Genomic DNA, 23079 nt, shown 5'->3' on the forward strand with positions numbered 1-23079 from the left:
TCTTATACGTTCACAGGATAGCCCAGTTTCTTGAGCAGCTTCCGGTAAATGGGGAAAATGGCATTTTCCGGGCTATCCGGGAAAGCGGTTTCCGGCAATTGCAAAATAGGCACCCAATGGGCGGCGTTGATTTCCGGGGACAGCACCGGTTCCTTTTTATGGGTAAAGCCCATAAAGCAGTGCATCAGCATATCTCCCCGGCCAAACCAATGGGTCCCAGCATATTCCAATTCTTCCAGGTCCAGGCCCAGTTCTTCCTTGACTTCCCGCAGGGCAGCGGCTTCCGCGGTTTCTCCAGGAATAATAAAACCGGAAGTGATGACCTCGTACTCTTTGGACAGGTATTCCTGCCGACACAGCATTACTTCATCCTGTTCGTTGTAAATCAAGATGATTACACAGCTGGCAAAAGTATCAAACCAATATTTCTTACAGCTATTGCAGTAGGGAATCAGCCCATCATCCCCAGCCTGCCGGTCCACCAGTTTCTGCCCGCAGTGGGGGCAATATTCATAATGCATGGAGTTTTCCTGCCTTTCTGTTTGCAATCCTACAGTGACAGCATACGCCGCCGGGCCCATCCCTGTCAACTTGTTTTACCCGCAGGGAGCGGACCTTTTAGCCAAAAGAATACCGTTTCTGCCCCTGGACGCAAGTTAGGCAGGTCCTCCCCCAGAGGGGAGAAACCTGCCTAACGATAGAAACCCCTTCTAAAAGGCTTCCGTTGCCTTATACTGTAAGCGTGGGTGCCGTATACACCCGGGTCAGCAATTCGGCATTCAGCGCATAGAGACCCTTAGGATCCTTGCCAAACAGCTCGTATTTCTTGATGATATCCGTAATGTTCTTTTCTTCTTCGCCCTGTTCCTTCACAAACCAATCATAGAACTGCATGGTCCGGTAATCCTTTACCTTATCTGCAGCCTGATAAATGGTGTTGATCTTGTTGGTAATATACCGTTCATGTTCCAAAGCAGCCTTCAGGGGTGCTTCCAAATCAGCATATTCCCGGGTAGGATCCTCAATGGGTCCGAAAACAACCTTGCAGTCGTTGTTTTGCAGGTAGGTTCTCATTAAGAGGGCATGATCCCGTTCTTCCTGTTCCTGAATCTCGAACCAATGGGCAAAGCCATCCAAGCCCTTTTCCTGATAGTAGTTGGCAAAATCCAGATACAGATAGGCAGAATAAAATTCAAATACAACCTGTTTGTTGATCAGATCTCTAACTTCATCTGTTAACATAAGAAATCCTCTCCTTTGAGGAGTCAACTGGCTCCATCTCTATTATAGCAGTTTTTAATAAAATTACGACTGCTTTTTGGGAAAGAAAATCCTTTTGTACCATTGTCATTGGGCCAATACGGCCTGAAAACGCTTTTGGGCCGCCGCCAAAAATTCCGGCGCTACGCCTAGCTTTTCCTCAAAGGGCGGCTCCGGGGTAACTACCTGAAGTACATCCGGGTGCAGCTGCTGGACGGCCTGGGTAAAGAAGGCCAGGGAGGTTTCATCATCGCTATAGCCTTTCACCAGGGTAATTTCCAGCCGGAATATGCCCTTATATTTTTTCCGAAAGGCCACCATATTGGCCAGATGCTGCTCCACCGTATAGCCGTGCAGGGGCCGCTGGGCCTTGAGGAAAGCCTCGTCCCGGCCCATTTTCAGCTCCCCGATGACTTCCTCACACTGCCGGGCCAGGCCTGCGCAGCGGTCATCTCCATACAGGTAGCCATTGGACAGCAGGCGGATGGGCAGCTCCCGTTCATGGATCCGCTCAATGACTTCCGCCAGGCCTGCGTGCAGAAAGGCTTCTCCCAGGGAATTGATGAAAACCAGGTCCGGCTTCACCGTATCCAGCTTTTGGTCCAGCTCGGCCAGGGCCTCCGTCAGGCTGCCAAAGCTCCGAACCAGGTCCGTTTTCTCATGGTGCAGCTGCCGGCTGACCGGGCAGAAGATGCAGTCAAAGACACAATACTTGCCCGGCAGAATATTCATTTCCAGAATTTTGCGGCCCTCTTCCTCATAGGGCTCCTTGTAAAAAAAGCCTTGCATTTTCTTAGCTCCTTAAAAATTAGTGATATTTTCCTTAATGAAAGAGACTTAGAATGATATTCAGTACAATACTGATGACAATGCAGGTCACCACAGGGAAATAAAAACTGCCATGGCTGCCGGTAATCTTGATATCCCCGGGCAGGTGTCCAAGGGGCAGGAATCCGGACCCCAGCTCGATCAGGGCACCGATGATGATGCAGAGAACGCCCACGGTGATCAATAGTTTGCCCATACACTGCTCCTTTCCCAGTCTTCTGACTGCCCATGTTTTCCAACGTTCCCTATTGTAGCAAATTTCTGTCATTTTGGCACAAAAATTTTGTAAAAAATCCAAAAAACCGGCTCTGTCATTCCACTCTCTAGCCAGTGGAATCACAAAACCGGTTTTCTGCGTTGTGCGGAGCTCTCTCGCTTTGTGTGGAATTGAACCAAAGGGGATGGCAATCAACCTGTGATTGGGAGGGTTTTGCAAAAGGTTCAAGCCCGAAGGGAGCCAAGGGAAAGTGCTTTTCTCTAGTTCAGGCGGCCCTGTCATCCACGGAGATGCTTCCCGGCGGCAACTGGAGTTTTGCAGCCAGGGACCAGGGGGCCTGTTTTTTGGTACTTGCCCATGGGGAGAGATACTCTCTGTAACACATGAAACAACTATAGCAGGTTCTATATACAATGTAAAACAATGATTTACCAATATTTCCACAAGGTTTTCCTTGTGATATAATGGAAGCCATGTAAAAGGAGACTGCCCATGGATACTTCACAAAAAATGTTTCTTCTGGCTGTGGAAGAAATGAACTTTACCAAAGCCGCCCACCGGGCCTACGTGACCCAGCAGTGCCTCAGCGAGCATATCCGAAACCTGGAAAAAACGCTGGGGACCCAACTGTTTTTCCGCACTCCCCGGCTCCAGCTTACCCCTTCCGGAAAGGCCCTGTACGAAACCCTCCAGCAGATGTCCCAGCTGGAAGCCAACCTTCACGCCCGGATCAACGAGCTGGAACAGGGACAGGTAGGCGAAATCCGCTTTGGACTCAACACCACCCGGGCCCGGCTGTTCCTACCGGAACTGATGAAAGCCTACCACCAGCGCTTTCCCAAAGTCACCCTGTCCGTAACCCTGGGGGATACGGAAGCCTTGATGGAAGACCTGCTAAAGCAGAAACTGGACCTGGTCCTGGGGGTGGACGCTCCGCCCAGTACGCTGCTGGAGCGGATTCCTGCCGGAGAAGAAGCTCTTTTGGTAGCCGCCACCAACTCCTTCCTGAAACGGTACTATAAGGGCGGCCGAGGCTGGCAGGACTTCCACACGGGGGACGCCATTGACCTGCGCTCCTTTGAGCCCTTTCCCCTGGCAGGGAACCTGAATGTCAGCACAGTACTGAAACTGGCGGGTTCCTACTTGTGGCAGCTGGATATTGTGCCCAAGCAGATTGTTTCCATCAGCGATTACGATACCCAGCTGAACCTGTCCGGCCAGCAGCTGGCAGCTACTTTCTGTGCTTCCTTTATGCTGCCGGCCATCCAAAACCAGAACCAGCTGCATCCCCAGCACGAACCCCTGCTGGCCCTGAAGCTTTCCGGTTTTTCCCATCCCATCAGCATTGAGATTCTCCGGCCCCGGCAGCTGTTTGTACCCAGGTACCTGGAAGAATTTATTTCCCTGATCCAAGCCCACCTGGTGGTGTGGCATGAAAAGATTGCCCAGGCCCTGGCCTAACTTTACACGGTGAAAAAAGCGATGCCCGAATTGGACATCGCTTTTTATTATGGAAAATTTTATTTTCCCATTTTTATTTTTAATCAGTGTACAGCCATACAGCGCCTTTTTCGGCCCCTTCCACCACTTTCCGGTACTGTTTCATAATGCCGTAGGCAGGATGGTCCGGTTTTACGATTTCTGCCTTCCGGCGTGCCAGCTCTTCCTCCGAGACTTCCACTTCCAGCAGGTGCTTGTTCAGGTCGATGTGGATCATATCCCCGTTCTTGACGCAGGCAATGGGCCCACCGTCCCAGGCCTCAGGAGAGATATGGCCCACACAGGGACCTCGGGAAGCACCGGAAAAACGGCCATCGGTAATCATGGCCACGGATTTTTGCAGCCCCATGCCGATGAGCATGGCCGCAGGAATGGACATTTCCCGCATGCCCGGACCGCCTTTAGGGCCTTCGTAGCGGATGACCAGTACGGAGCCCGGTTTCACATCGGAGTGCAGCAGGCAGTCCATGACTTCTTCCTCGGAATCAAAGACCACTGCCGGACCCCGATGCTCGAACATGGCAGGGTCCACGCCACTCTTTTTCACCACCGCGCCTTCCGGCGCCAGATTGCCGTAGAGCACGGAGAAACAGCCCTTTTCCTGGAGAGGATGCTCCAGGTCGTGGATGATGTTCCGGTCTATGGGGCGGGTAAACCGGTCCAGGGCTTCCTTCAGGGTGCCGCCCATGGCCAAGGGGACTTCTGTATGGAGGAATTTTTCCAGGGTCTTCAGGCTTCCCAGGGCGCCGCCAGCCTTGCCGTAATCAATCAGGTTGTATTGGGAAGAAGGCTTAAATTTGGCAATCAGGGGTACCCGTTCCTGAATGGCATCAAATTCTTTCAGATTCAACTTCACCCCGGCTACTTTGGCGATGGCCTGGATGTGCAGGGCAAAGTTGCTGGAACCGCCGGCAGCAGAGGTATGCATAATGCCGTTTTCCAGGGACTCCCGGGTCATAAAGGTTTTGGCCGGAATCTGCTGCCGGGTCAGTTCCACAATCCGTTCGCCCACGTCCCGGGCCTGTTTGAATTTGGCGGATACGCAGAAGGGCATGGTGGCGGAACCAAAGGGCGCCAGGCCGATGGCTTCAGCAAACACTGCCATGGTATTGGCCGTGCCGTACATGGAGCAGGTACCGCAGGAAGCGCACATATTCTGGCGGTAGCGGTGGAAGGTTTCCTCGCTGATTTTGCCGGCTTTCCATTTGCCGATAGATTCCTTCAGGTCCGGGGTGGTGTAGACCACACCGTCTTCCTCGTAGGGCAGCATGGAACCCGGGGGCAGAAACAGGCTGGGCAGGTTCAGGGAAGCGGCGGCCATGAGCATGCCGGGAACAATCTTGTCGCAGGCACACAGGAATACCAGGCCGTCAAAATTGTGGGCCCGCACCATGGTTTCGATGGAGCCGGCAATCAGGTCCCGGCTGGGCAATACGTACTGCATGCCCCGGAGCTGGGCCATACCGTCGCAGGGAGCGGGCACGTTAAATTCGGCGGGAGCGCCGCCGGCCGCCCATACCCCTTCCTTCACGTACTGGGCCAGTTCCTTTAAGGGCTTATGGCCGGGGTTTACTTCATTCCAGGAATTGACGATGCCAATAATGGGCTTGTGCAGGTCCTTATCCCGGTACCCGCAGGCATTCATCAGGCCTACGTAATAGGCCTCTGCATTGGGATCAATATGACTCATAATTTATTACTCCTTTCAAATAGGCAGTTTGCAAAATACCAGTTTTACCGGAGCATTTCTGCCGTGTACAATTCGTTTTCGTATATTACCTGACGCATAATATCCATGAAATCCGTTAGATATTGGGGACGGCTGGAAAGCTCCGGCCAGACAATAGACAGATTGACCGTCCGTTCCCAGCCGGCAATGCGAAAGACCAAAAGCCGCTGTTCCTCTGCCCTGCCCCGGTTATAGGCTGCCACCTGGGACAGGATGGTCTGGGGACAAAAGGCCGCCGCCAGTGACCGGCCGCAGAGGGAAATTTGGGTTTCGTAATCACTGACGCTGAACTGCTGGGTAAAGACGATGCCCTGCTGCAGCAGAAAGTGATGACACAGAGCGGCAAAACTGCTGCCTTCCCGGTTGCCGGTAAGGGGCAGACTGGGAAAGGCTGCCAGGTCCAGGAAATCTCCGGATACGGGAGGGCGGCGGTCCGTGCTGCCGGGCAGGTGCTGCTGGAGAAATTTTTCCGTAGCCAGCAAGAATACCTGGTCCCGGGAAACCGTTTCAGAGTGGAGAACGGGATCCGCTTCGTAATTAACGCCTAAAAATAAATCCAGTTCATTATTAATTAGCCTTTTTTCTAAGGAAACGTTGTCATCCAGCACCACGGATACTTCCACATGGGGATAGCGGCTTTGGAAACGTTCATAGATTTCCGGCAGCAGTACCCGGCCCCGGGAACTGTTGATACCCAGGGTCAGGGAACCCAGGCTCTCCTGCTGAACCTGTTCCAGCCGGGACTTCAGGTCATGCTCCAGGATTTCCACTTTCCGCAGGGTTTCAAATACCATACGTCCTGCCGGCGTCAGGGTAAGTTTGGGGGACCGCTTGAACAGTTCCACATTCAGTTCCTTTTCAAACTGTTTGATATTCTTGCTCAGGCACTGCTGGGTTACAAAACCCCGTTTGTCGGCTTTGGTAAAATTCATTTCTTCCACCGTCAGCAGGAACAATTTTTGCATGGTTTTCAAGCAATCACCCCATTTGAGATTTTAGCGGAACAGGCTGATAACCACCGTTGCCAACAGTCCGGCAAAAGCCATTACGTGCTGTCCAACGCAAAGTGTTTTTAAGGAAGTTTTGGTATCGTAGCCAAACAAGTTGGCGAATACCCAGAAATAGCTGTTGTTTACATGGGAACCGAAGCCGCTGCCTGCACAAATGGACAGGAATGCTACAATCGGATCTATGAGCCCGTTCTGCATCAGGGGCAAGGTCAGGGTGGAAGCTACAATAACAGCCACCGAAGAAGAACCCTGAACAAACTTGGAGAACCCGCAGATCAGGAAGGGAATCAGGATAATGGGCAGGGACATGCTGCTGAGTGCATTGGCCATTACCGTGCCTACACCGGTGAGATCAATGACCTTGGCCAGGGCACCGCCGGCAGCGGTAATGAAAATTACCGGACCGGAGGGGGTCAAGGCTGTAGTCATGGAAGCAAACACTTCTTCCCGAGGAATGGAACGGTACAGCATCAAGATAGCCGAAATGATACCCAAAGCCAGAGCAATGTTCTTATCGCCTAAGACTCCAGTCACCGCCAGGACAGAACTGCCCTTGGGCAATACCATTTTACAAGTTGTATTCACCAATATCAACACGATGGGGACCAGGATAGGAATAATGGACTGAATGAAGGAAGGCATGGGCAGGTTATTGGGCTGCTCCTTTTCTTCTGCCAATTCCTGAACCTGTTCTTCCATTTTGGCAGCTGCACTCTTAGTGAACCAGCCCTCCGGCTTCGGGGCAATAAACAAGCGGCAGAAGGCCAAAATAGCTACGCAGTCTACAGCGGAAACAATCAGGCCCCACAGAATGGATTCACCCAGGTCAATACCCAGGATGGAAACAATGGACAAAGGCGCCGGCGTAGGAGCCACAAAAGTGTTGGTGGTCAGAAGGGACAGCGCCAAAGCCGTGGCCAGGGAACCCAGACCCAAACCGCTTTTCTTGGAAACAACCTTCACCAGCGGTGCCAGCATAATCAGGGCTACATCACAAAATACATGAATGCTTACCAGGAATCCGGTGGCACTTAAAGCAATATCCGCCTTTTTCTTGCCGGTAACCTTCAGCAAGGTGGATGCAATGCGCTGGGTGGCGTTGGATTTGTCCAAATAGTCCCCCAGGATAGCGCCAAAAATAATGACAATACCAATACTCTTACAAATTCCCCCAAAGCCCGTGGCGATGGTGTCGATGGCTTTCTGGGCCGGCAGGCCACAGCCTACGCCGATGATCAGTGCCCCCAGAAGCATGGACATGAAGGGTCCGATTTTTGTTTTGATCATCAAAGTCAGCATAATTGCCAGGCCAATCAGAAATGGAATCATCAGTGCCATAACTATTTACCCCTTTTCTCTTTGTTAGATTGGATTTAACTCCGTTGTGCAACCTACACTTACCGCACCACAATAGTGCTTTCCCATCCCCTGTACGCTGCCTTACAGGAACCTGGTTCCTGCATCCTTTGGAAACACCGCCGCGCAATGGCAGTGCCTCAGCGAAAAGACGCCTGAATGTTCTGATAAACTCCGGCGCATTCCCTTTCCCTGACAAAGGATTTCCGATACCCTCCCTTCCTGTTAGGACTTGGACTGTTCCATTCCGAACAACAGACCGTACACAGGATTTGTTCAGCTACAACTTAACATCATTTGAGGTAAAATAAAAACAACCTTTTAGCGTATTTCCACAACTTTCCGTTGTACCACAAGGGATGGACCGCTTTTCTTTTTTCTTCAATAAATATAGTTGCGGCGCAAAAAAAGCACCCTCCTGATAATAGGAATGGGTGCTGCACAAAATTATAGGGGTAATTATAGGCGGCCAATGGCTTCCAGAGCCAGCCGGGACCGTTCACATTCGCTTTCCAGCATGGTAACCTGGCAGCATAGGGGGCTGCCCTTCATTTTTTCTGAAGCATAGCTGAGGCCGTTGGTACGCTCATCCAAAAAGGGCTTGTCAATCTGCTGGGGATCCCCCAGGAGAATAACCTTGGTGCCCTTCCCTGCCCGGGTAATGATGCCCTTCACCTGGTTAGGGGTCATATTCTGGGCTTCATCGATGATCAGGTAAATCTTTTCCAGGGAACGGCCCCGGATAAAGTTCAGGGCTTCCATCTGAATCAGGTTCCGGTCAAAGACTTCTGCCAGAACGCTTTCCAGTTCCAGTTCATCGTCATACCGGGCCGTATCGTCCTTATCCAGCAGCTGTTCCAGATTATCCATAATGGGCCGCATCAGGGGAGAAATTTTTTCCTGTTCGTCCCCTGGAAGAAACCCAATATCCGTATCAAACTGGGCATTGGGCCGGCAGATCAGAATCCGCCGGTATTCGCCGCTGGGGTGATCCAGCAGCTTCTCCAGCCCCACGGCCAGGGAATAGAAGGTTTTGGCCGTACCTGCCTGCCCCTTGATAATTACCAGGGGAACTTCGTCCGCCGGCTTCATCAGAGCTTCCTGCATAAAATACTGGCCCGCATTCCGGGGCTTGACCCCATAGGGCGTATCCTTGGCGTAGGCAAGGGGCACCACCCGGTCCCCCCAAACCCGACCCAATTGGGTTTTCCGCAGGGAGGCGTCAGCCCGCAGCAGGATAAACTCATTCTGGTAAACCGTTACCGGCAGAACCTGCCCCGCCGCATCGCATTGGTACAACTGAGAAACGGGAATCCCCTGCTCCCCAAACCGGTCAAAGAACGGCTCCGGCACATAGCATTCCTGCCGGCCCCGGTACTGCTGCTCTCCTGTAAGAACCTGCTGGGAACTGAAATCCTGGGCCTCAATGCCCAGCAGCTGGGCTTTCGGCCGCAGTACCAGGTCCTTGGTTACCAAAATGGGTTTCTGGTCCCGAAGGTGGAAACAAACTTTAAGGATTCGGTTATCCCCCTTGTCCTCCGGCAGCCCTTCCGGCAGCTCCTCATGAATGCAGTTAGGTTCTACCCGAAGCCTGCCGCCGTGGGGCAGTGCCGCCCCGGCAATCAGGTCATCCTGCCGTCTCAGGTTTTCCAGGTAACGGATTACCTTCCTGGCATTATAGCCCTTTTCTCCCTCTGCCTTTTTAAGCCCGTCCAATTCTTCCAGGACCACCAAAGGCAGAACCAGTTCGTTGTCCTCAAAGCACTCCAAAGCACCGGGGGACTGGATCAGCACATTGGTATCGATTACATAGATTTTTCCCATAGGTACGCCGCCTTTCTTTTACAGCCAAAGCTTCTCAAGAAATGGTTCCTAGGGATACCCTATCAAAGAAAAGTAGGAGAAACAGCAAGAAAGGGTAAAGATTGGGTAATATCTGAAATTTTTACTCCGTCAGGGCCTGGTTCAATGCCTTCAGGATATGGCCGCGCTGTACATATTGCTTTCTATACATAGCCGTATGCTCCCCATTGGGCATAAATTCATCCCGTACCGCCAACTGACGCTGCAAAGCGTCCTTCAAATTGGGCACATCGCCTACAGCGTAGGCAGCTACCACACAGTTGGTGGGAACGGCGCCGCCGGCTACCTGAAGGGTTACCACCCGGGTATCCAGCATATCCGCCTTGATCTGGTTCCACAGGGCATCCCGGCTGCCCCCTTCGGTAATGGTCAGCTGGGACAGGTCAATCCCTGCTTTCCGATACCGGTCGGTAATTTCCATATAATCGTAGCCGATGCCTTCCAGTACGCAGCGCCACAGTGCCCCCTGGTCAGAATCCAGGGTAAGCCCGGTAAAGGTGCCCCGAACATGAATATATTCCCCATTGCTGCCGGTAAGATAGGGAATAAACAGGGCCCCGTTGCAGCCAGCGGGATGGGCTTTGGCCAGCCGGTCCAATTCTCCATAGTACAAATCATCGGTTTCCTTGCGGGCAATGCTGTCCTTGAACCAGCGCAGGGCCAGCCCTCCAGTCCGGACCATGCCCCAGTAGAAATACGTGCCGGGCAGGGTACCGGAATTGAAAATCAAATTGTTGCCGGGAGAAGACAGGGCGGGAATGATGCCGTCCGTGGCTGCACAGAACATGGAACAGGTGCCGGCCACGTCCACCGCCCGGCCCGGTTCCAGAATGCCGCTGCCCATCATGGACTCCATGGTATCCCCGGCCCCGGCACAAATGGGAATTCCAGCAGGAAGACCCGTTTCCGCAGCATCGGCTGCACAAAGGGTACCGATAATATCCCAGGGCTTCACAATCCGGGGCATGTACTTGGGGTCAATACCCAGGATAGAAAGCTGCTCCGGAGACCATTCCTTCTTGAGGACGTTATAGCCTAGGCCCCAGCCGGACATGGTACCCCAATCCACAAAAGCTTCCTCACCGGAAAGCCCGGCCAAATGCATCAAAATATAAGGGCAATTGTGAACGAACTTCACGCCCCGTTCCCGGACTGCTGGAATATTTTTGAGAAACCAGCGAGCGTACATGGCAGGAAACATAATATGGGGTTCCGGATTCCCAGTTTCTTCCGCCCAAATGGATAAATGCTGGGCCTTCAGTGCTTCCACATCGTCGGAAGTCCGGCTGTCCAGGTAGTTGATATAGGGAGAAATGGCGTTGCCCTCTGCGTCCACACAAACAATGCCGCAGATAACGCCGTCCCCCATAATGGAACGGATCTGGCCCACGTCCAGTCCCTTGGCTGCCATTTGCCGGCTGCAATCCCGCATACATTGTTTAATCAGCTGATAATATTCCCCCACATCCATCTGTACCCAGCCCGGCTGCGGGTAGAGCAAGGTGGTAGGAGCCGTTGCCATAGCCACTTCCTGGCCTGCCTCATCGTAAATGGCAACCTTCACACTTTGGGTTCCTGCGTCAAACCCCAGATAATATTTTTTGTCCATACTGACACCGTCCTTTACGGCAGCCCTAGAAATAATGCTGCCAAGTTCCCCTCTATCATAACAAAAAACTGCCGGATCCGGAAAACATTTTCCCGGCGTCCGCAGGACAAAAAAGATGAGAAAAATGCATGGAAAGGCACAAAGAAAAAAGTGAAAAATATTTCATACCAGCAACAGGGTCTATAAATGGCCTGATGTGAAAAGAAATACAGAAAAAACCAGAAATCACAGGGATTTTATGCATAAATAGCTAAAATTATAGGCACATGGATAAGAATAAAAGAAGTACCTGGAATACGGCAGCCTGCGGTCAACCTTTCTGCCCTAAAACAACAGCCCAGCACGTTCCCGGGTTCTCCCGGAACGCGCTGGGCTATTTGACTTTACATACACGCTTGAAGGAGACTAAAAAGGTAAAAGAAAAACGCCTGAGCGATTTCTCACTCAGGCGTTTGCCTAACCGGCAGCTTCCTATCCTCCCGGACCGTTTCCAGTCGAGTACTTTCGGCGTATGAAGGCTTAACTACTGTGTTCGGCATGGGAACAGGTGGATCCCTTCAGCCATAACCACCGGATTATCAATTAGAAGGCATGAGCCTTCAAAACTTCATGAAGAGACGTTCTTTACTTCTTGGACTTGCGGTTTAAGTCAAGCCCTCGACATATTAGTACAGGTCAGCTGAACACATTGCTGTGCTTACACATCCTGCCTATCAACCTTGTGTTCTTCAAGGTGTCTTACCGGATTACTCCGTGAGAGATCTCATCTTAAGGATGGCTTCACGCTTAGATGCTTTCAGCGTTTATCCGTTCCAGACGTAGCTACCCAACTATACCCTTGGCAGGATAATTGGTACACCAGCGGTCTGTCCACTCCGGTCCTCTCGTACTAGGAGCAGCCCCCTTCAAATCTCTTACGCCCGCGATGGATAGGGACCGAACTGTCTCACGACGTTCTGAACCCAGCTCACGTACCACTTTAATGGGCGAACAGCCCAGCCCTTGGGACCGACTTCAGCCCCAGGATGTGATGAGCCGACATCGAGGTGCCAAACCTCCCCGTCGATATGGACTCTTGGGAGAGATTAGCCTGTTATCCCCAGGGTAGCTTTTATCCGTTGAGCGATGGCCCTTCCACTTGGATGCCACCGGATCACTAAGCCCTACTTTCGTACCTGCTCGCCGTGTTTGGCTCGCAGTCAAGCTCCCTTCTGCCTTTACACTCCGCGCGCGGTTTCCGTCCGCGCTGAGGGAACCTTTGGGCGCCTCCGTTACTCTTTAGGAGGCGACCGCCCCAGTCAAACTGCCCGCCTAACAATGTCCCGGCGATCGTTACTCGCTCGGTTAGAATCCCGATAGTTGAAGGGTGGTATCCCAACGGCGGCTCCGGTAATCCCAAAGGACTACCATCTCTGCCTCCCACCTATCCTGTGCATCAAATATCAGAACCCAATATTAGGTTACAGTAAAGCTCCATGGGGTCTTTCTGTCCAGTCGCGGGTAACCTGCATCTTCACAGGTATTTCAATTTCACCGGGTCCCTCGTTGAGACAGTGCCCAAATCGTTACACCTTTCGTGCGGGTCGGAACTTACCCGACAAGGAATTTCGCTACCTTAGGACCGTTATAGTTACGGCCGCCGTTCACTGGGGCTTCAGTCGAATGCTTTGGGTCGAACCCGGACATCCTTCTTTAACCTTCCAGCACTGGGCAGGTGTCAGCACCTATACATCAGATTTCTCTTTCGCAGGCACCTGTGTTTCTGGTTAACAGTCGCTTGGGCCTCTTCTCTGCGACCATCCTAGGCTCCAGGAGCAAGTCCTTTCACCACGATGGCTACCCTTATCCCGAAGTTACGGGTACATTTTGCCGAGTTCCTTAACGAGGGTTCTCCCGCGCACCTTAGGATTCTCTCCCCGCATACCTGTGTCGGTTTACGGTACGGGCGGCAGCTTTCTCACTAGAAGCTTTTCTCGGCAGCGTAGGCTCAATCCCTTCGGGAACAAGTTCCCTCCGCGTCACACCTCAGCCTCAGTGTACGGATTTGCCTGTACACCAGCCTGCATGCTTGCACACGAACTACCAATCTCGTGCGGACCTGCCTTCCTGCGTCACTCCATTGTTCAAACGATTGCTGCCGGTACTGGAATATCAACCAGTTGTCCATCTCCTACGCTCTTTGCCTCGGATTAGGTCCCGACTTACCCTGAGACGACGATCGTTGCTCAGGAATCCTTATGCTTTCGGTGGAAAGGATTCTCACCTTTCTTTTCGCTACTCATGCCAACATTCTCACTTCCCACCAGTCCACCGTACCTTACAGTACGACTTCAACCCGATGGGAACGCTCCTCTACCACGCAAGCCTAAGCTTGCATCCATAGCTTCGGTTCCATACTTTAGCCCCGGGAATCTTCGGCGCAGGGCCTCTCGACCAGTGAGCTATTACGCACTCTTTAAATGGTGGCTGCTTCTGAGCCAACATCCTGGTTGTTTATGAGACCCCACATCCTTTTCCACTTAGTATGGCATTGGGGACCTTAGCTGATGGTCTGGGCTGTTTCCCTTTTGACAACGGGACTTATCTCTCGTAGTCTGACTCCCAAGCTCTGCAGCATAACCATTCGTAGTTTGACAGGGTTCGGTAACCATTACAGTCCCTATCCCGATCAGTGCTCTACCGCCTATGCTTACTGCTTGAGGCTAGCCCTAAAGCTATTTCGAGGAGAACCAGCTATCTCTGCGTTCGATTGGAATTTCACCGCTACCCACGATTCATCCGAAAGTTTTTCAACACTCACCGGTTCGGTCCTCCACACAATTTTACCTGTGCTTCAACCTGATCATGGGTAGATCACTACAGTTTCGGGTCTGCGAACACTAACTCATCGCCCTTTTCAGACTCGGTTTCCCTACGGCTCCGCATTTCCTGCTTAACCTCGCTAGTGCCCGCAACTCGTTGGCTCATTCTTCAATAGGCACGCCGTCGCTTGCGCTCCGACTGCTTGTAGACATACGGTTTCAGGTTCTCTTTCACTCCGCTCCCGCGGTTCTTTTCACCTTTCCCTCACGGTACTATGCGCTATCGGTCACTAAGTAGTGTTTAGCCTTGGAGGGTGGTCCCCCCGACTTCCCACAAAATTCCTCGTGCTTCGTGGTACTCTGGATACTCACCTTCTCGCTCGTCCTTTAACCTACGCAGCTTTTATGCTCTGTGGCTTACCTTTCCAGGTAATTCGGCTAGGATGAACTTGAATTATGTGAGTCCGTAACCCCGGAAAGCCGAAGCTTCCCGGTTTAGGCTCTGCCCTCTTCGCTCGCCGCTACTGTGGGCATCTCGTTTGATTTCTCTTCCTCCGGCTACTTAGATGTTTCAGTTCACCGGGTTCCCTTCCCTAAGGATACCAGCCCATTACGGCTGGTGGGTTTCCCCATTCGGACATCTACGGATCAAAACCTGCTTGCGGTTCCCCGTAGCTTTTCGCAGCTTACCGCGTCCTTCATCGGCTCTTAGTGCCTAGGCATCCGCCGTATGCCCTTAGTAGCTTGACTTATCTCCTAGCAATATTCGGCCATTTCTTTGTCGCTCGTCACAAATTTTCCTCGATATACTAAGTGTATTATCTCCGGAAATTTGCTTCCTCGCTTCGCGAACTGCCTCGAATCTTGCTGGAGCTTTCGTTTCCACTTTTCAGTGAAAACTGCTAGTTCTACTAAGGAACATTTACGTTCCTAGTTTTCTCGTTACTCGTCTTCTAAATTCGCATTTAGATTAGAGGTTTCTACTACATATTCATCACAATACGTAGTAGATTTAATTTTGATTTTCATCAAAACTGTTTTTGTCTCTTCTATGAAGTTTTCAAGGTTCATACGATAGTAAGTAATTGGTGGAGACGAGGAGAATCGAACTCCTGACCCCCTGCTTGCAAGGCAGGTGCTCTCCCAGCTGAGCTACGCCCCCAGCATACATTCCTTTAGGAAAATATGGTGGGCCCAAGTGGACTCGAACCACTGACCTCACGCTTATCAGGCGTGCGCTCTAACCAGCTGAGCTATGGGCCCATTTCCTTACCATCTTGAGGGCAGAACCCTCAAAACAGAATATTGATATTGACAGATGTGCGTCGACGAGAATAGTTGATGTACCGTAGTACCCAACGGTTCTCCATAGAAAGGAGGTGATCCAGCCGCTCGTTCTCGAACGGCTACCTTGTTACGACTTCACCCCAATCATCGGCCCCACCTTAGACAGCTGACTCCTTACGGTTATCTCACCGGCTTCGGGTGTTACCAACTTTCGTGGTGTGACGGGCGGTGTGTACAAGGCCCGGGAACGTATTCACCGCAGTATGCTGACCTGCGATTACTAGCGATTCCAACTTCACGCAGGCGGGTTGCAGCCTGCGATCCGAACTGGGGTCGGGTTTATGGGATTTGCTCTGCCTCGCGGCTTTGCTGCCCTTTGTTGCCGACCATTGTAGTACGTGTGTAGCCCAAGACATAAGGGGCATGATGACTTGACGTCATCCCCGCCTTCCTCCAGGTTATCCCTGGCAGTCTCCTATGAGTCCCCACCATTACGTGCTGGTAACATAGGATAAGGGTTGCGCTCGTTGCGGGACTTAACCCAACATCTCACGACACGAGCTGACGACAGCCATGCACCACCTGTTTTCGTGCTTCCGAAGAAGGGGACCTATCTCTAGGTCTTTCACTCAATGTCAAGCCTTGGTAAGGTTCTTCGCGTTGCGTCGAATTAAACCACATACTCCACCGCTTGTGCGGGCCCCCGTCAATTCCTTTGAGTTTCAATCTTGCGATCGTAGTCCCCAGGCGGGGTACTTATTGCGTTAACTCCGGCACAGAAGGGGTCGATACCTCCTACACCTAGTACCCATCGTTTACGGCCAGGACTACCGGGGTATCTAATCCCGTTTGCTACCCTGGCTTTCGCATCTCAGCGTCAGACACAGTCCAGAAAGGCGCCTTCGCCACTGGTGTTCCTCCCAATATCTACGCATTTCACCGCTACACTGGGAATTCCCCTTTCCTCTCCTGCACTCAAGACTTCCAGTATCCAACGCCATACGGGGTTAAGCCCCGCATTTTCACGTCGGACTTAAAAGCCCGCCTACATGCTCTTTACGCCCAATAATTCCGGACAACGCTTGCCACCTACGTATTACCGCGGCTGCTGGCACGTAGTTAGCCGTGGCTTCCTCGTCAGGTACCGTCAATACAAACGCTTATTCAACGTTCGCACATTCGTCCCTGACAACAGAGTTTTACAATCCGAAGACCTTCATCACTCACGCGGCGTTGCTCCGTCAGACTTTCGTCCATTGCGGAAGATTCCCCACTGCTGCCTCCCGTAGGAGTTTGGGCCGTGTCTCAGTCCCAATGTGGCCGTTCATCCTCTCAGACCGGCTACTGATCATCGCCTTGGTGAGCCGTTACCCCACCAACTAGCTAATCAGACGCAGGCCCATCTTCCAGCGATAGCTTATAAATAGAGGCCATCTTTCATCCCTTCTCCATGCGGAAAAGGGATCACATTCGGTATTAGCATTCCTTTCGGAATGTTGTCCCCAACTGGAGGGCAGGTTGCCTACGCGTTACTCACCCGTTCGCCACTAAGAATTTACCGAAATAAATTCTCCGTTCGACTTGCATGTGTTAAGCACGCCGCCAGCGTTCGTCCTGAGCCAGGATCAAACTCTCCAAAATAGAATTATTTTGAAAAGCCGCTTGGCTCTTGAAAATACTAGCTTTGATTTTTTTACTTCGTTGTCTCGAAGTGACTCGATCTCATCACCGTAAAGGTGACTTGACCCGCACATCTGTCAATCAATATTCAGTTTTCAAAGTTCGTCGCTGCTGTCTCACTGACAGCTTGTTTATTCTAGCAAACTTAGAAGTTTTTGTCAACCACTTTTTAAAATTTATTTTTTAAATCGTGATTGGCGCTTTTTCCTTCTAAGGACCGCCAGGCCTTTCGCTGCGTTTCCGTAACGAGAAAGCTTGTATATAATAGCACAGATATCGAAGGTCGTCAACTGTTTTTTAGAAAAAAATTCCCCCTGCCAAACGGCTAGCAAAAACGCCGTTGTCAGGGGAAGTTCTCCCTGGTTTCGGTGTAGTCATACCGATTGGGCTTCCAGGGAGTAGGCGCCAGCAGCAGGTACAGCAAAAACAGTCCTTGGAGGGCAGGAATCAGGAGCAGCAGCATCCACCAGCCGCTGGCGTTCCGGTCGTGAAGCCGGCGAACGCCCAGGCTTAGGTGCATCAATATCAGGACGACGCCCGCAGTGCCTTCCAGCAGCAGCACAAAGTCGTCCCCCAGGCCGATGACGTCTCCCAGGGTATAGGCAAAAAGTGCCACCACCAGATCCGCCGCCCCCAGCCACAGGGACCGACAGAAATAATCTCCCCGGTGCACCCGGCCTTTAAAATTCAGATACAGCTGCCGCCACGTATCCTGGTCCGGCAGATTATCTTCCAGCATACGTTTCCAGGACCGATGGGGCTCCCCCTGGGCATAGGGATTGTACAGGGGCTGCCCGTCCCTTAGGGCTTCATCGCCCGGCCGCAGCTTCTCCACGGATATATGGAGTACGGTTTCCCCCTGCTGGGATCTGGTTCCAGACGGACTTCCGCCCTGCACTCCCGGACTTTGCTTTAGCGGCGTTCCGTCTTCGGAACAGAAATTTTCACTGTCCGGATAAATCTTATAACAGCGGGGACAAATTTTCACGCTGCTTCCCCCTTTCCCCAATCCACCAAAACACGCCTCAAGAGACCTTTTCTTTCTTTAGGTTTATTCCCCGTACTGGTTAGGTGCTTCTTCCGTAGGAGAAAGCAGCAGATACAGGGTGAGCAGCGGATGCACCACCGGAATCAGCATCAGGAGCAGCCACCAGCCGGTATGGTTCCGGTCATGGAGCCGGCGAATGCCCAAACTCAGGAACATGATGATCATGCCCACAATCACCAGTCCGCCCAGGCTGCTGATGACAGGTACAATCACACTGATGGTGCTGACCAGCACCATGGCCAGGAGCAGCCACAGCCACCGGCACACAAAATCTCCCCGGTGCACCCGGCCCCGGGTATTCAAGTACAGTTCCTTCCAATTTTCCTGATTGGGGAAGTTATCTTCCATCATCTGTCCAAACCCTCTGCTGGGTTTGGGCGGGACGTACTGATTCTGCTGAAAGTCTTTTTGTCCTTCCTGTTCTTCCTTTTGGAAGGTATCTTCCGTTTCTGCTTCTGCCTGCTTTTCCTCTCCCTGGGGCTCGGCAGCCTCCACCACCTTGCCTTCCTTTTCCGGGATCACCGGGGTCTCTTCCGAAGTAGGCTGCTCTTTTCTCATACTTTGGGACACGGGGCTCAGTTCCAGCCGGCTGCCATCAAGGGCACAGAAGTTTTGGCTATCTTCATACATTTTATGGCATTTAGGGCAGATTTTCATGACATTCTTCCTTTCTTGTCCATATATTCTATAGAGTTATATCATTAATTTCTTTTTATTCAACTCTCTTGTGTTTTATGAGTGGTGATGCTGGGCGTAATAGCTGGCCAGCATGGGACCGATATATTCGCCAAACTGGTCCGTTTTCTGGCTCCAGGCATCACTGACAGCGTAGTGGTCCGTCATGACGCCCTGGCTGTTGAAGGTACACAGGTACAGGGTCCGTGCCCTTCCATTGGACAGATCATAGCGGGTATGGGATAGGAGAATTTCCGTACCGTTTGCCGGTTCCTTCAGCCAGGTCTTTTCCCACACTTCATAGGTATCGCTGCCTTTTTTCTCCAACGTCTGGGGATTGAACCATTTCTTACCCAGTTTGGGCAGAGTCTTGCTGAAGACCCAAGGGCCGTTCAGCCGGGCATAGTCCCATTCGTACCGGGCCCGGGTAAACAGGGCCGTCATGGCCTGAAAGGGCTGCCATTCCCCGATTTTTCGGCTGCCGGTGACCTTTTGGCCTTTGGTATTCAGGGCATACACGCTCAGCTGCCGCCATTTCTTCTCTTTCAGGTCGTACTCCTGATGGCGCAGCTCTCCGGCAATACCCTGGGCACTGACCATCGGCCACTCCACCTTTTCCCAGACCTTGAGATACCGTTCATCCTGGGTCAGTTTCAGGCTGTCCCGGTCCATGGAGACCAGGCCTTCTTCACTTTCCCCCAGGGGCATCCACTGCACGGCCTGGGCCGGCGCTGGCAGCAGGGTCATAAGACAAACGGCTGCTGTGACGAACCAAGCCTTCCAGTTTCCCATACTCCCCACTCCTTCCGCCTGTTTATTTTTCCATTATAGCATAAAAAAGAAACCCCTTCTGCAAGAAGAATTTCTCCTACAGCGCAAAAAAGAGGACCGGCCAATAGGCACCAGTCCCCTGCTTTTTATTCCTTATGTTCCAATACATCCCGTACCGCTTTTTCGAATTTGGCCCGGGGCAGCATCACATAATGCCCGCAGCCCCGGCATTTGATGCCGAAATCCATACCGACCCGCACCACATCCCATTCATAGGAGCCGCAGGGATGGGCTTTTTTCATCCGTACAATGTCGCCAACGTGATAATCAATTTTACCGGACACTGGGATCATCTACTTTCAAAGTAGAGATATCAGTAATGTTGTAGCCTGCGTCACGGATGGTTTGGATAACATCCATAGCGTTGGTCAGGTCTGCACGAATGGTAATTTCCCGGTCATCATTTCCTATATCACGGGTCAGGATGGAAATGATGTTGACGCCTCTATCCTTGAAAATGTTGGCCAGTTCTGCCAGAACCCCCACCTTATCCTTGGAATCGATGGTGATTTTGGTAGAGGTTTGGGCATAGCCCATCAGGTCCACAAATGCCTTGAACAAGTCCGTATCAGAAATGATGCCTACCACCTTGTTGTTGTCGTCCACCACCGGCAGGGCGCCGATTTTAAACTTGTACATCAGGTAAGCAGCCACTTCCACCCCGTCCACTTCCTTAACGGTAATGACGGCTTTGGTCATCAAATCTTTCACCTTCAGCTTGCCCAGCAGGTAGTTGGCTTCATACCGGCTCAGGGTGCTGGCATCGGAGGGCGTAGCCCGGGCTACATCCCCATCGGTGATGATACCCCGCAAATGGCCTTCCTTATCCACCACCGGTACCCGGCGCAGATTGTTGTTGAGCATCAGTTCCTGGATTTCCAAAAGGGACTGTTCGCTCTCCACTACCTTTACGACTTTGGTCATCAACTCTTTTACTAACATGGTTTCTGCCTCCTCATCAGCCGCCCAAATAGGCTTTCTGTACAGCTTCGCTGGCTGCCAGTTCGGCTGCAGTGCCGGACAATACCACCCGTCCGGTTTCCAATACATACGCCCGGTCGGCAATGGACAGGGCCATGTTGGCATTCTGTTCCACCAACAGGACGGTGGTTCCTTCTTCGTTGATCTCTTTGATGATAGCAAAGATTTCCCGTACCAGCAAGGGTGCAAGACCCATGGAAGGTTCATCCAAAATCAGCAGTTTGGGACGACTCATCAGGGCCCGGCCCATGGCCAGCATCTGCTGCTCGCCGCCGGACAGGGTACCGGCCATTTGCCCCACCCGTTCTTTCAGCCGGGGGAACTTGGCGAAAACCTTTTCCTTATCCTGGGCAATACCGTCTTTGTCACTGCGCAGGTAGGCGCCCATGTCCAGGTTTTCCATAACCGTCATGTTGGAAAATACGTGACGGCCTTCAGGGACCTGGACCAGCCCCTGGCCCACCAGTTTATGGGCCGGAACGCCCACGATTTCGTGGCCGTCATATTCGATGCTGCCGTTTTTCGGTTTGATCAGTCCGGAAATGGTATGCAGGGTGGTGGATTTTCCAGCCCCATTGGACCCAATCAGGGTAACAATCTGTCCATCGCCTACTTCCAGGCTTACATCCTTGACTGCGTGGATGGCCCCGTAGAATACATCCAAATGTTCTACCTTCAGCATCAGGACACCTCCTCGCCTAAGTACGCTTTGATTACGCGTTTGTTGTGTTTGATTTCATCAGGGGTCCCGTTGGCAATGCAGATGCCGTATTCCAGTACGTAAATCCGCTGGCAGACGCTCATTACCAGACCCATATCATGTTCAATCAGAAGAATGCTTAAATTAAATTCTTTTTTGATCCAGCGGATCAGTTCCATCAGTTCCTTGGTTTCCTGGGGGTTCATGCCTGCTGCCGGTTCATCTAACAGCAGCAGGCGGGGTCCCGTAGCCAGGGCGCGGGCAATTTCCAGCCGGCGCTGTTCGCCGTAGGGCAGGTTCTTGGCCATTTCATCCTTCAGCTTATCCAGCTTGAAGATTTTTAACAGCTCCAAAGCTTTTTCCTCCACCGCAGCTTCTTCCGAGAAGTACCGGCCAAAACGGCCGATGGCTTCCAAAAGGCCATAGCGGATATGCTGGTTAAAGGCAATCTTTACATTGTCCAGTACGGACAGTTCGGAGAACAGACGGATGTTCTGGAAGGTACGGGCCACGCCCATATTGGTCACCTGGTACGGTTTCTTTCCGTTGATCCGCTGTCCGGCAAAGGTGATTTCCCCTTCAGAAGGTTCATACACCCCGGTAAGCATATTGAAGGCAGTGGTCTTGCCGGCGCCGTTGGGACCGATGAGGCCAATCAGTTCCCCTTCATCAATCTGCATATTCAAGTTGGATACAGCACGCAGGCCGCCGAAAATCATGGAGGCGTTATTCACTTTGAGCAGTTCCGCCATGAGATCCACCTCCCAGCTTTATAGATTTAAACATATTCAGGCTCAGTTCCTTGCTGCCAAACAGGCCCTGCGGGCGGTTCAGCATCAGGACAATCATGACAATGGAGTAGATGACCATACGCCATTCCGGATAATCTGCCAGAGCAGCAGAAATAGCGGTTAAGAGAACAGCACCGGTAACAGCACCGGTCATGGAACCCAGGCCGCCCAATACCACCATGGTCAGGATATCAAAAGAACGCATGAAGGTAAAGGATGCCGGGTGGGCAATGTAATAGTAATGGGAGAACAGGGCACCGGCGGTACCGGCAAAACCAGCTCCAATGGTGAAGGCCATAACCTTGTACTTGGTGGTGTTGATACCCATGGTTTCCGCCGCAATTTCGTTTTCACGAATGGCCAGGCAGGCACGGCCGTCTGCCGAATTCTTGAAGTTTTTGATGACGTATACCACAAAAACCATAATCCAGAAGGCAATGGGGAAGGTGGTCAAACGGGGAATCCCCATGAAACCGGAAGCCCCGCCTACATAGTTGATGTTCAGGATGGCAATCCGGATGATTTCCCCCAAACCCAGGGTAGCAATGGCCAGATAGTCACCGTCCAGCCGCAGGGTGGGCATGCCAATCAGGAAGCCCAGGAAAGCAGCGGCCAAAGTTCCTACAATCAGGGCAAGGGCAAAGTCCATTCCCAGTTTTACGGTAATAATGGCGGAAACATAGGCGCCTACTGCCATAAAGCCGGCATGGCCGATGGAGAACTGTCCCGTAAAGCCGTTGATCAGGTTCAGGCTTACGGACAGGATGATGTTGATCAAAATCATGATGACGTTGGTTTCCCAATAGTCATCCAAAACTTCCTGGTCAAACAGCAGATAGAATACCACAAAAATCACTGCAAAAATGCCCAGGCCCAGTAAATCCTGTTTGCGTAAATTTTTCATGGCTCCCAC

Annotated in this window: 18 protein-coding genes, 2 tRNA genes and 3 rRNA genes; 1 reads left to right on the plus strand and 22 read right to left on the minus strand. The window is 52.0% G+C overall.

What is annotated here, in order from left to right; genetic code table 11:
- Window positions 1-2: 2 nt before the first annotated feature.
- The 4 genes from C7E10_RS06770 to C7E10_RS06785 form a co-directional block, all read right to left on the minus strand.
- Window positions 3-521: an NUDIX domain-containing protein gene (locus tag C7E10_RS06770; RefSeq protein WP_105326583.1), complete on the minus strand. Its 519-nt coding sequence runs from the start codon at window positions 519-521 to the stop codon at window positions 3-5.
- Between the two features lie 208 nt (window positions 522-729).
- The gene (locus tag C7E10_RS06775) at window positions 730-1242 is read right to left on the minus strand and encodes a ferritin (protein ID WP_105326584.1); all 513 of its coding nucleotides are present in this window, start codon (window positions 1240-1242) and stop codon (window positions 730-732) included.
- Window positions 1243-1347: 105 nt separating this feature from the next.
- Window positions 1348-2049: a radical SAM protein gene (locus C7E10_RS06780; protein ID WP_105326585.1), complete on the minus strand. Its 702-nt coding sequence runs from the start codon at window positions 2047-2049 to the stop codon at window positions 1348-1350.
- A gap of 34 nt (window positions 2050-2083) precedes the next feature.
- Window positions 2084-2284 (minus strand): DUF2905 domain-containing protein, encoded by a 201-nt coding sequence (locus tag C7E10_RS06785; protein WP_105326586.1) that lies wholly within the window; start codon window positions 2282-2284, stop codon window positions 2084-2086.
- 513 nt (window positions 2285-2797) lie between these two features.
- Here C7E10_RS06785 and C7E10_RS06790 point away from each other — a divergent pair.
- A complete protein-coding gene (locus tag C7E10_RS06790; RefSeq protein WP_105326587.1) occupies window positions 2798-3766 on the plus strand; it encodes a LysR family transcriptional regulator in 969 nt (322 codons plus the stop codon).
- Between the two features lie 79 nt (window positions 3767-3845).
- On the opposite strand, the gene ilvD is transcribed toward C7E10_RS06790, so the two are convergent.
- From ilvD to C7E10_RS06880, 18 genes are all read right to left on the minus strand, one after another.
- Window positions 3846-5495, minus strand: a complete 1650-nt coding sequence (gene ilvD / locus C7E10_RS06795; protein ID WP_105326588.1) for a dihydroxy-acid dehydratase — start codon at window positions 5493-5495, stop codon at window positions 3846-3848.
- Between the two features lie 44 nt (window positions 5496-5539).
- Window positions 5540-6499, minus strand: a complete 960-nt coding sequence (locus C7E10_RS06800; RefSeq protein WP_231086860.1) for a LysR family transcriptional regulator — start codon at window positions 6497-6499, stop codon at window positions 5540-5542.
- Window positions 6500-6529: 30 nt separating this feature from the next.
- The gene (locus tag C7E10_RS06805; RefSeq protein WP_105326590.1) at window positions 6530-7882 is read right to left on the minus strand and encodes a GntP family permease; all 1353 of its coding nucleotides are present in this window, start codon (window positions 7880-7882) and stop codon (window positions 6530-6532) included.
- 477 nt (window positions 7883-8359) lie between these two features.
- Window positions 8360-9724 (minus strand): PhoH family protein, encoded by a 1365-nt coding sequence (locus C7E10_RS06810; RefSeq protein ID WP_105326591.1) that lies wholly within the window; start codon window positions 9722-9724, stop codon window positions 8360-8362.
- Between the two features lie 121 nt (window positions 9725-9845).
- On the minus strand, window positions 9846-11372 hold the full coding sequence (locus tag C7E10_RS06815; RefSeq protein WP_105326592.1) for an FGGY-family carbohydrate kinase: 1527 nt from the start codon (window positions 11370-11372) through the stop codon (window positions 9846-9848).
- 458 nt (window positions 11373-11830) lie between these two features.
- A 5S ribosomal RNA gene (rrf, locus tag C7E10_RS06820) occupies window positions 11831-11947 on the minus strand.
- 70 nt (window positions 11948-12017) lie between these two features.
- A 23S ribosomal RNA gene (locus C7E10_RS06825) occupies window positions 12018-14923 on the minus strand.
- 336 nt (window positions 14924-15259) lie between these two features.
- Window positions 15260-15335, minus strand: a tRNA-Ala gene (locus C7E10_RS06830).
- A 24-nt stretch (window positions 15336-15359) separates the two neighbouring features.
- Window positions 15360-15436, minus strand: a tRNA-Ile gene (locus C7E10_RS06835).
- Window positions 15437-15545: 109 nt separating this feature from the next.
- A 16S ribosomal RNA gene (locus C7E10_RS06840) occupies window positions 15546-17101 on the minus strand.
- The 16S, 23S and 5S rRNA genes sit together here with 2 tRNA genes alongside, the layout of an rRNA operon.
- 382 nt (window positions 17102-17483) lie before the next feature.
- Entirely contained in the window at window positions 17484-18128 is a 645-nt protein-coding gene (locus tag C7E10_RS06845) for a DUF805 domain-containing protein (protein WP_105326593.1), read from the minus strand.
- Window positions 18129-18191: 63 nt separating this feature from the next.
- Window positions 18192-18845, minus strand: coding sequence for a DUF805 domain-containing protein (locus tag C7E10_RS06850; RefSeq protein WP_105326594.1), 654 nt, complete (start codon window positions 18843-18845; stop codon window positions 18192-18194).
- 75 nt (window positions 18846-18920) lie between these two features.
- Window positions 18921-19655 carry a hypothetical protein gene (locus C7E10_RS06855; protein ID WP_105326595.1) on the minus strand — a complete coding sequence of 245 codons (735 nt, stop codon included), beginning with the start codon at window positions 19653-19655 and terminating at the stop codon, window positions 18921-18923.
- Between the two features lie 125 nt (window positions 19656-19780).
- Window positions 19781-19987 carry a DUF951 domain-containing protein gene (locus tag C7E10_RS06860; protein WP_105326596.1) on the minus strand — a complete coding sequence of 69 codons (207 nt, stop codon included), beginning with the start codon at window positions 19985-19987 and terminating at the stop codon, window positions 19781-19783.
- Window positions 19968-20636 (minus strand): CBS and ACT domain-containing protein, encoded by a 669-nt coding sequence (locus C7E10_RS06865; protein WP_105326597.1) that lies wholly within the window; start codon window positions 20634-20636, stop codon window positions 19968-19970. Before C7E10_RS06865 ends, C7E10_RS06860 begins: the two co-directional genes overlap by 20 nt.
- A 16-nt stretch (window positions 20637-20652) precedes the next feature.
- Window positions 20653-21357 (minus strand): ABC transporter ATP-binding protein, encoded by a 705-nt coding sequence (locus C7E10_RS06870; RefSeq protein WP_105326598.1) that lies wholly within the window; start codon window positions 21355-21357, stop codon window positions 20653-20655.
- The gene (locus tag C7E10_RS06875) at window positions 21357-22127 is read right to left on the minus strand and encodes an ABC transporter ATP-binding protein (RefSeq protein ID WP_105326599.1); all 771 of its coding nucleotides are present in this window, start codon (window positions 22125-22127) and stop codon (window positions 21357-21359) included. Before C7E10_RS06875 ends, C7E10_RS06870 begins: the two co-directional genes overlap by 1 nt.
- Window positions 22102-23070, minus strand: a complete 969-nt coding sequence (locus C7E10_RS06880) for a branched-chain amino acid ABC transporter permease (protein WP_105327407.1) — start codon at window positions 23068-23070, stop codon at window positions 22102-22104. Before C7E10_RS06880 ends, C7E10_RS06875 begins: the two co-directional genes overlap by 26 nt.
- Between the last annotated feature and the right edge of the window lie 9 nt (window positions 23071-23079).

The organism is Acidaminococcus hominis (assembly GCF_900291475.1).
Taxonomy (GTDB): domain Bacteria; phylum Bacillota; class Negativicutes; order Acidaminococcales; family Acidaminococcaceae; genus Acidaminococcus; species Acidaminococcus hominis.

Bases quoted from the DNA above. Each gene is read 5' to 3' on its own strand.
- C7E10_RS06770 (WP_105326583.1), bottom strand. From the start codon at position 521: ATGCATTATGAATATTGCCCCCACTGCGGGCAGAAACTGGTGGACCGG.
- C7E10_RS06775 (WP_105326584.1), bottom strand. From the start codon at position 1,242: ATGTTAACAGATGAAGTTAGAGATCTGATCAACAAACAGGTTGTATTT.
- C7E10_RS06780 (WP_105326585.1), bottom strand. From the start codon at position 2,049: ATGCAAGGCTTTTTTTACAAGGAGCCCTATGAGGAAGAGGGCCGCAAA.
- C7E10_RS06785 (WP_105326586.1), bottom strand. From the start codon at position 2,284: ATGGGCAAACTATTGATCACCGTGGGCGTTCTCTGCATCATCATCGGT.
- C7E10_RS06790 (WP_105326587.1), top strand. From the start codon at position 2,798: ATGGATACTTCACAAAAAATGTTTCTTCTGGCTGTGGAAGAAATGAAC.
- ilvD (WP_105326588.1), bottom strand. From the start codon at position 5,495: ATGAGTCATATTGATCCCAATGCAGAGGCCTATTACGTAGGCCTGATG.
- C7E10_RS06800 (WP_231086860.1), bottom strand. From the start codon at position 6,499: ATGCAAAAATTGTTCCTGCTGACGGTGGAAGAAATGAATTTTACCAAA.
- C7E10_RS06805 (WP_105326590.1), bottom strand. From the start codon at position 7,882: ATGGCACTGATGATTCCATTTCTGATTGGCCTGGCAATTATGCTGACT.
- C7E10_RS06810 (WP_105326591.1), bottom strand. From the start codon at position 9,724: ATGGGAAAAATCTATGTAATCGATACCAATGTGCTGATCCAGTCCCCC.
- C7E10_RS06815 (WP_105326592.1), bottom strand. From the start codon at position 11,372: ATGGACAAAAAATATTATCTGGGGTTTGACGCAGGAACCCAAAGTGTG.
- C7E10_RS06850 (WP_105326594.1), bottom strand. From the start codon at position 18,845: ATGAAAATCTGCCCTAAATGCCATAAAATGTATGAAGATAGCCAAAAC.
- C7E10_RS06855 (WP_105326595.1), bottom strand. From the start codon at position 19,655: ATGGGAAACTGGAAGGCTTGGTTCGTCACAGCAGCCGTTTGTCTTATG.
- C7E10_RS06860 (WP_105326596.1), bottom strand. From the start codon at position 19,987: ATGATCCCAGTGTCCGGTAAAATTGATTATCACGTTGGCGACATTGTA.
- C7E10_RS06865 (WP_105326597.1), bottom strand. From the start codon at position 20,636: ATGTTAGTAAAAGAGTTGATGACCAAAGTCGTAAAGGTAGTGGAGAGC.
- C7E10_RS06870 (WP_105326598.1), bottom strand. From the start codon at position 21,357: ATGCTGAAGGTAGAACATTTGGATGTATTCTACGGGGCCATCCACGCA.
- C7E10_RS06875 (WP_105326599.1), bottom strand. From the start codon at position 22,127: ATGGCGGAACTGCTCAAAGTGAATAACGCCTCCATGATTTTCGGCGGC.
- C7E10_RS06880 (WP_105327407.1), bottom strand. From the start codon at position 23,070: ATGAAAAATTTACGCAAACAGGATTTACTGGGCCTGGGCATTTTTGCA.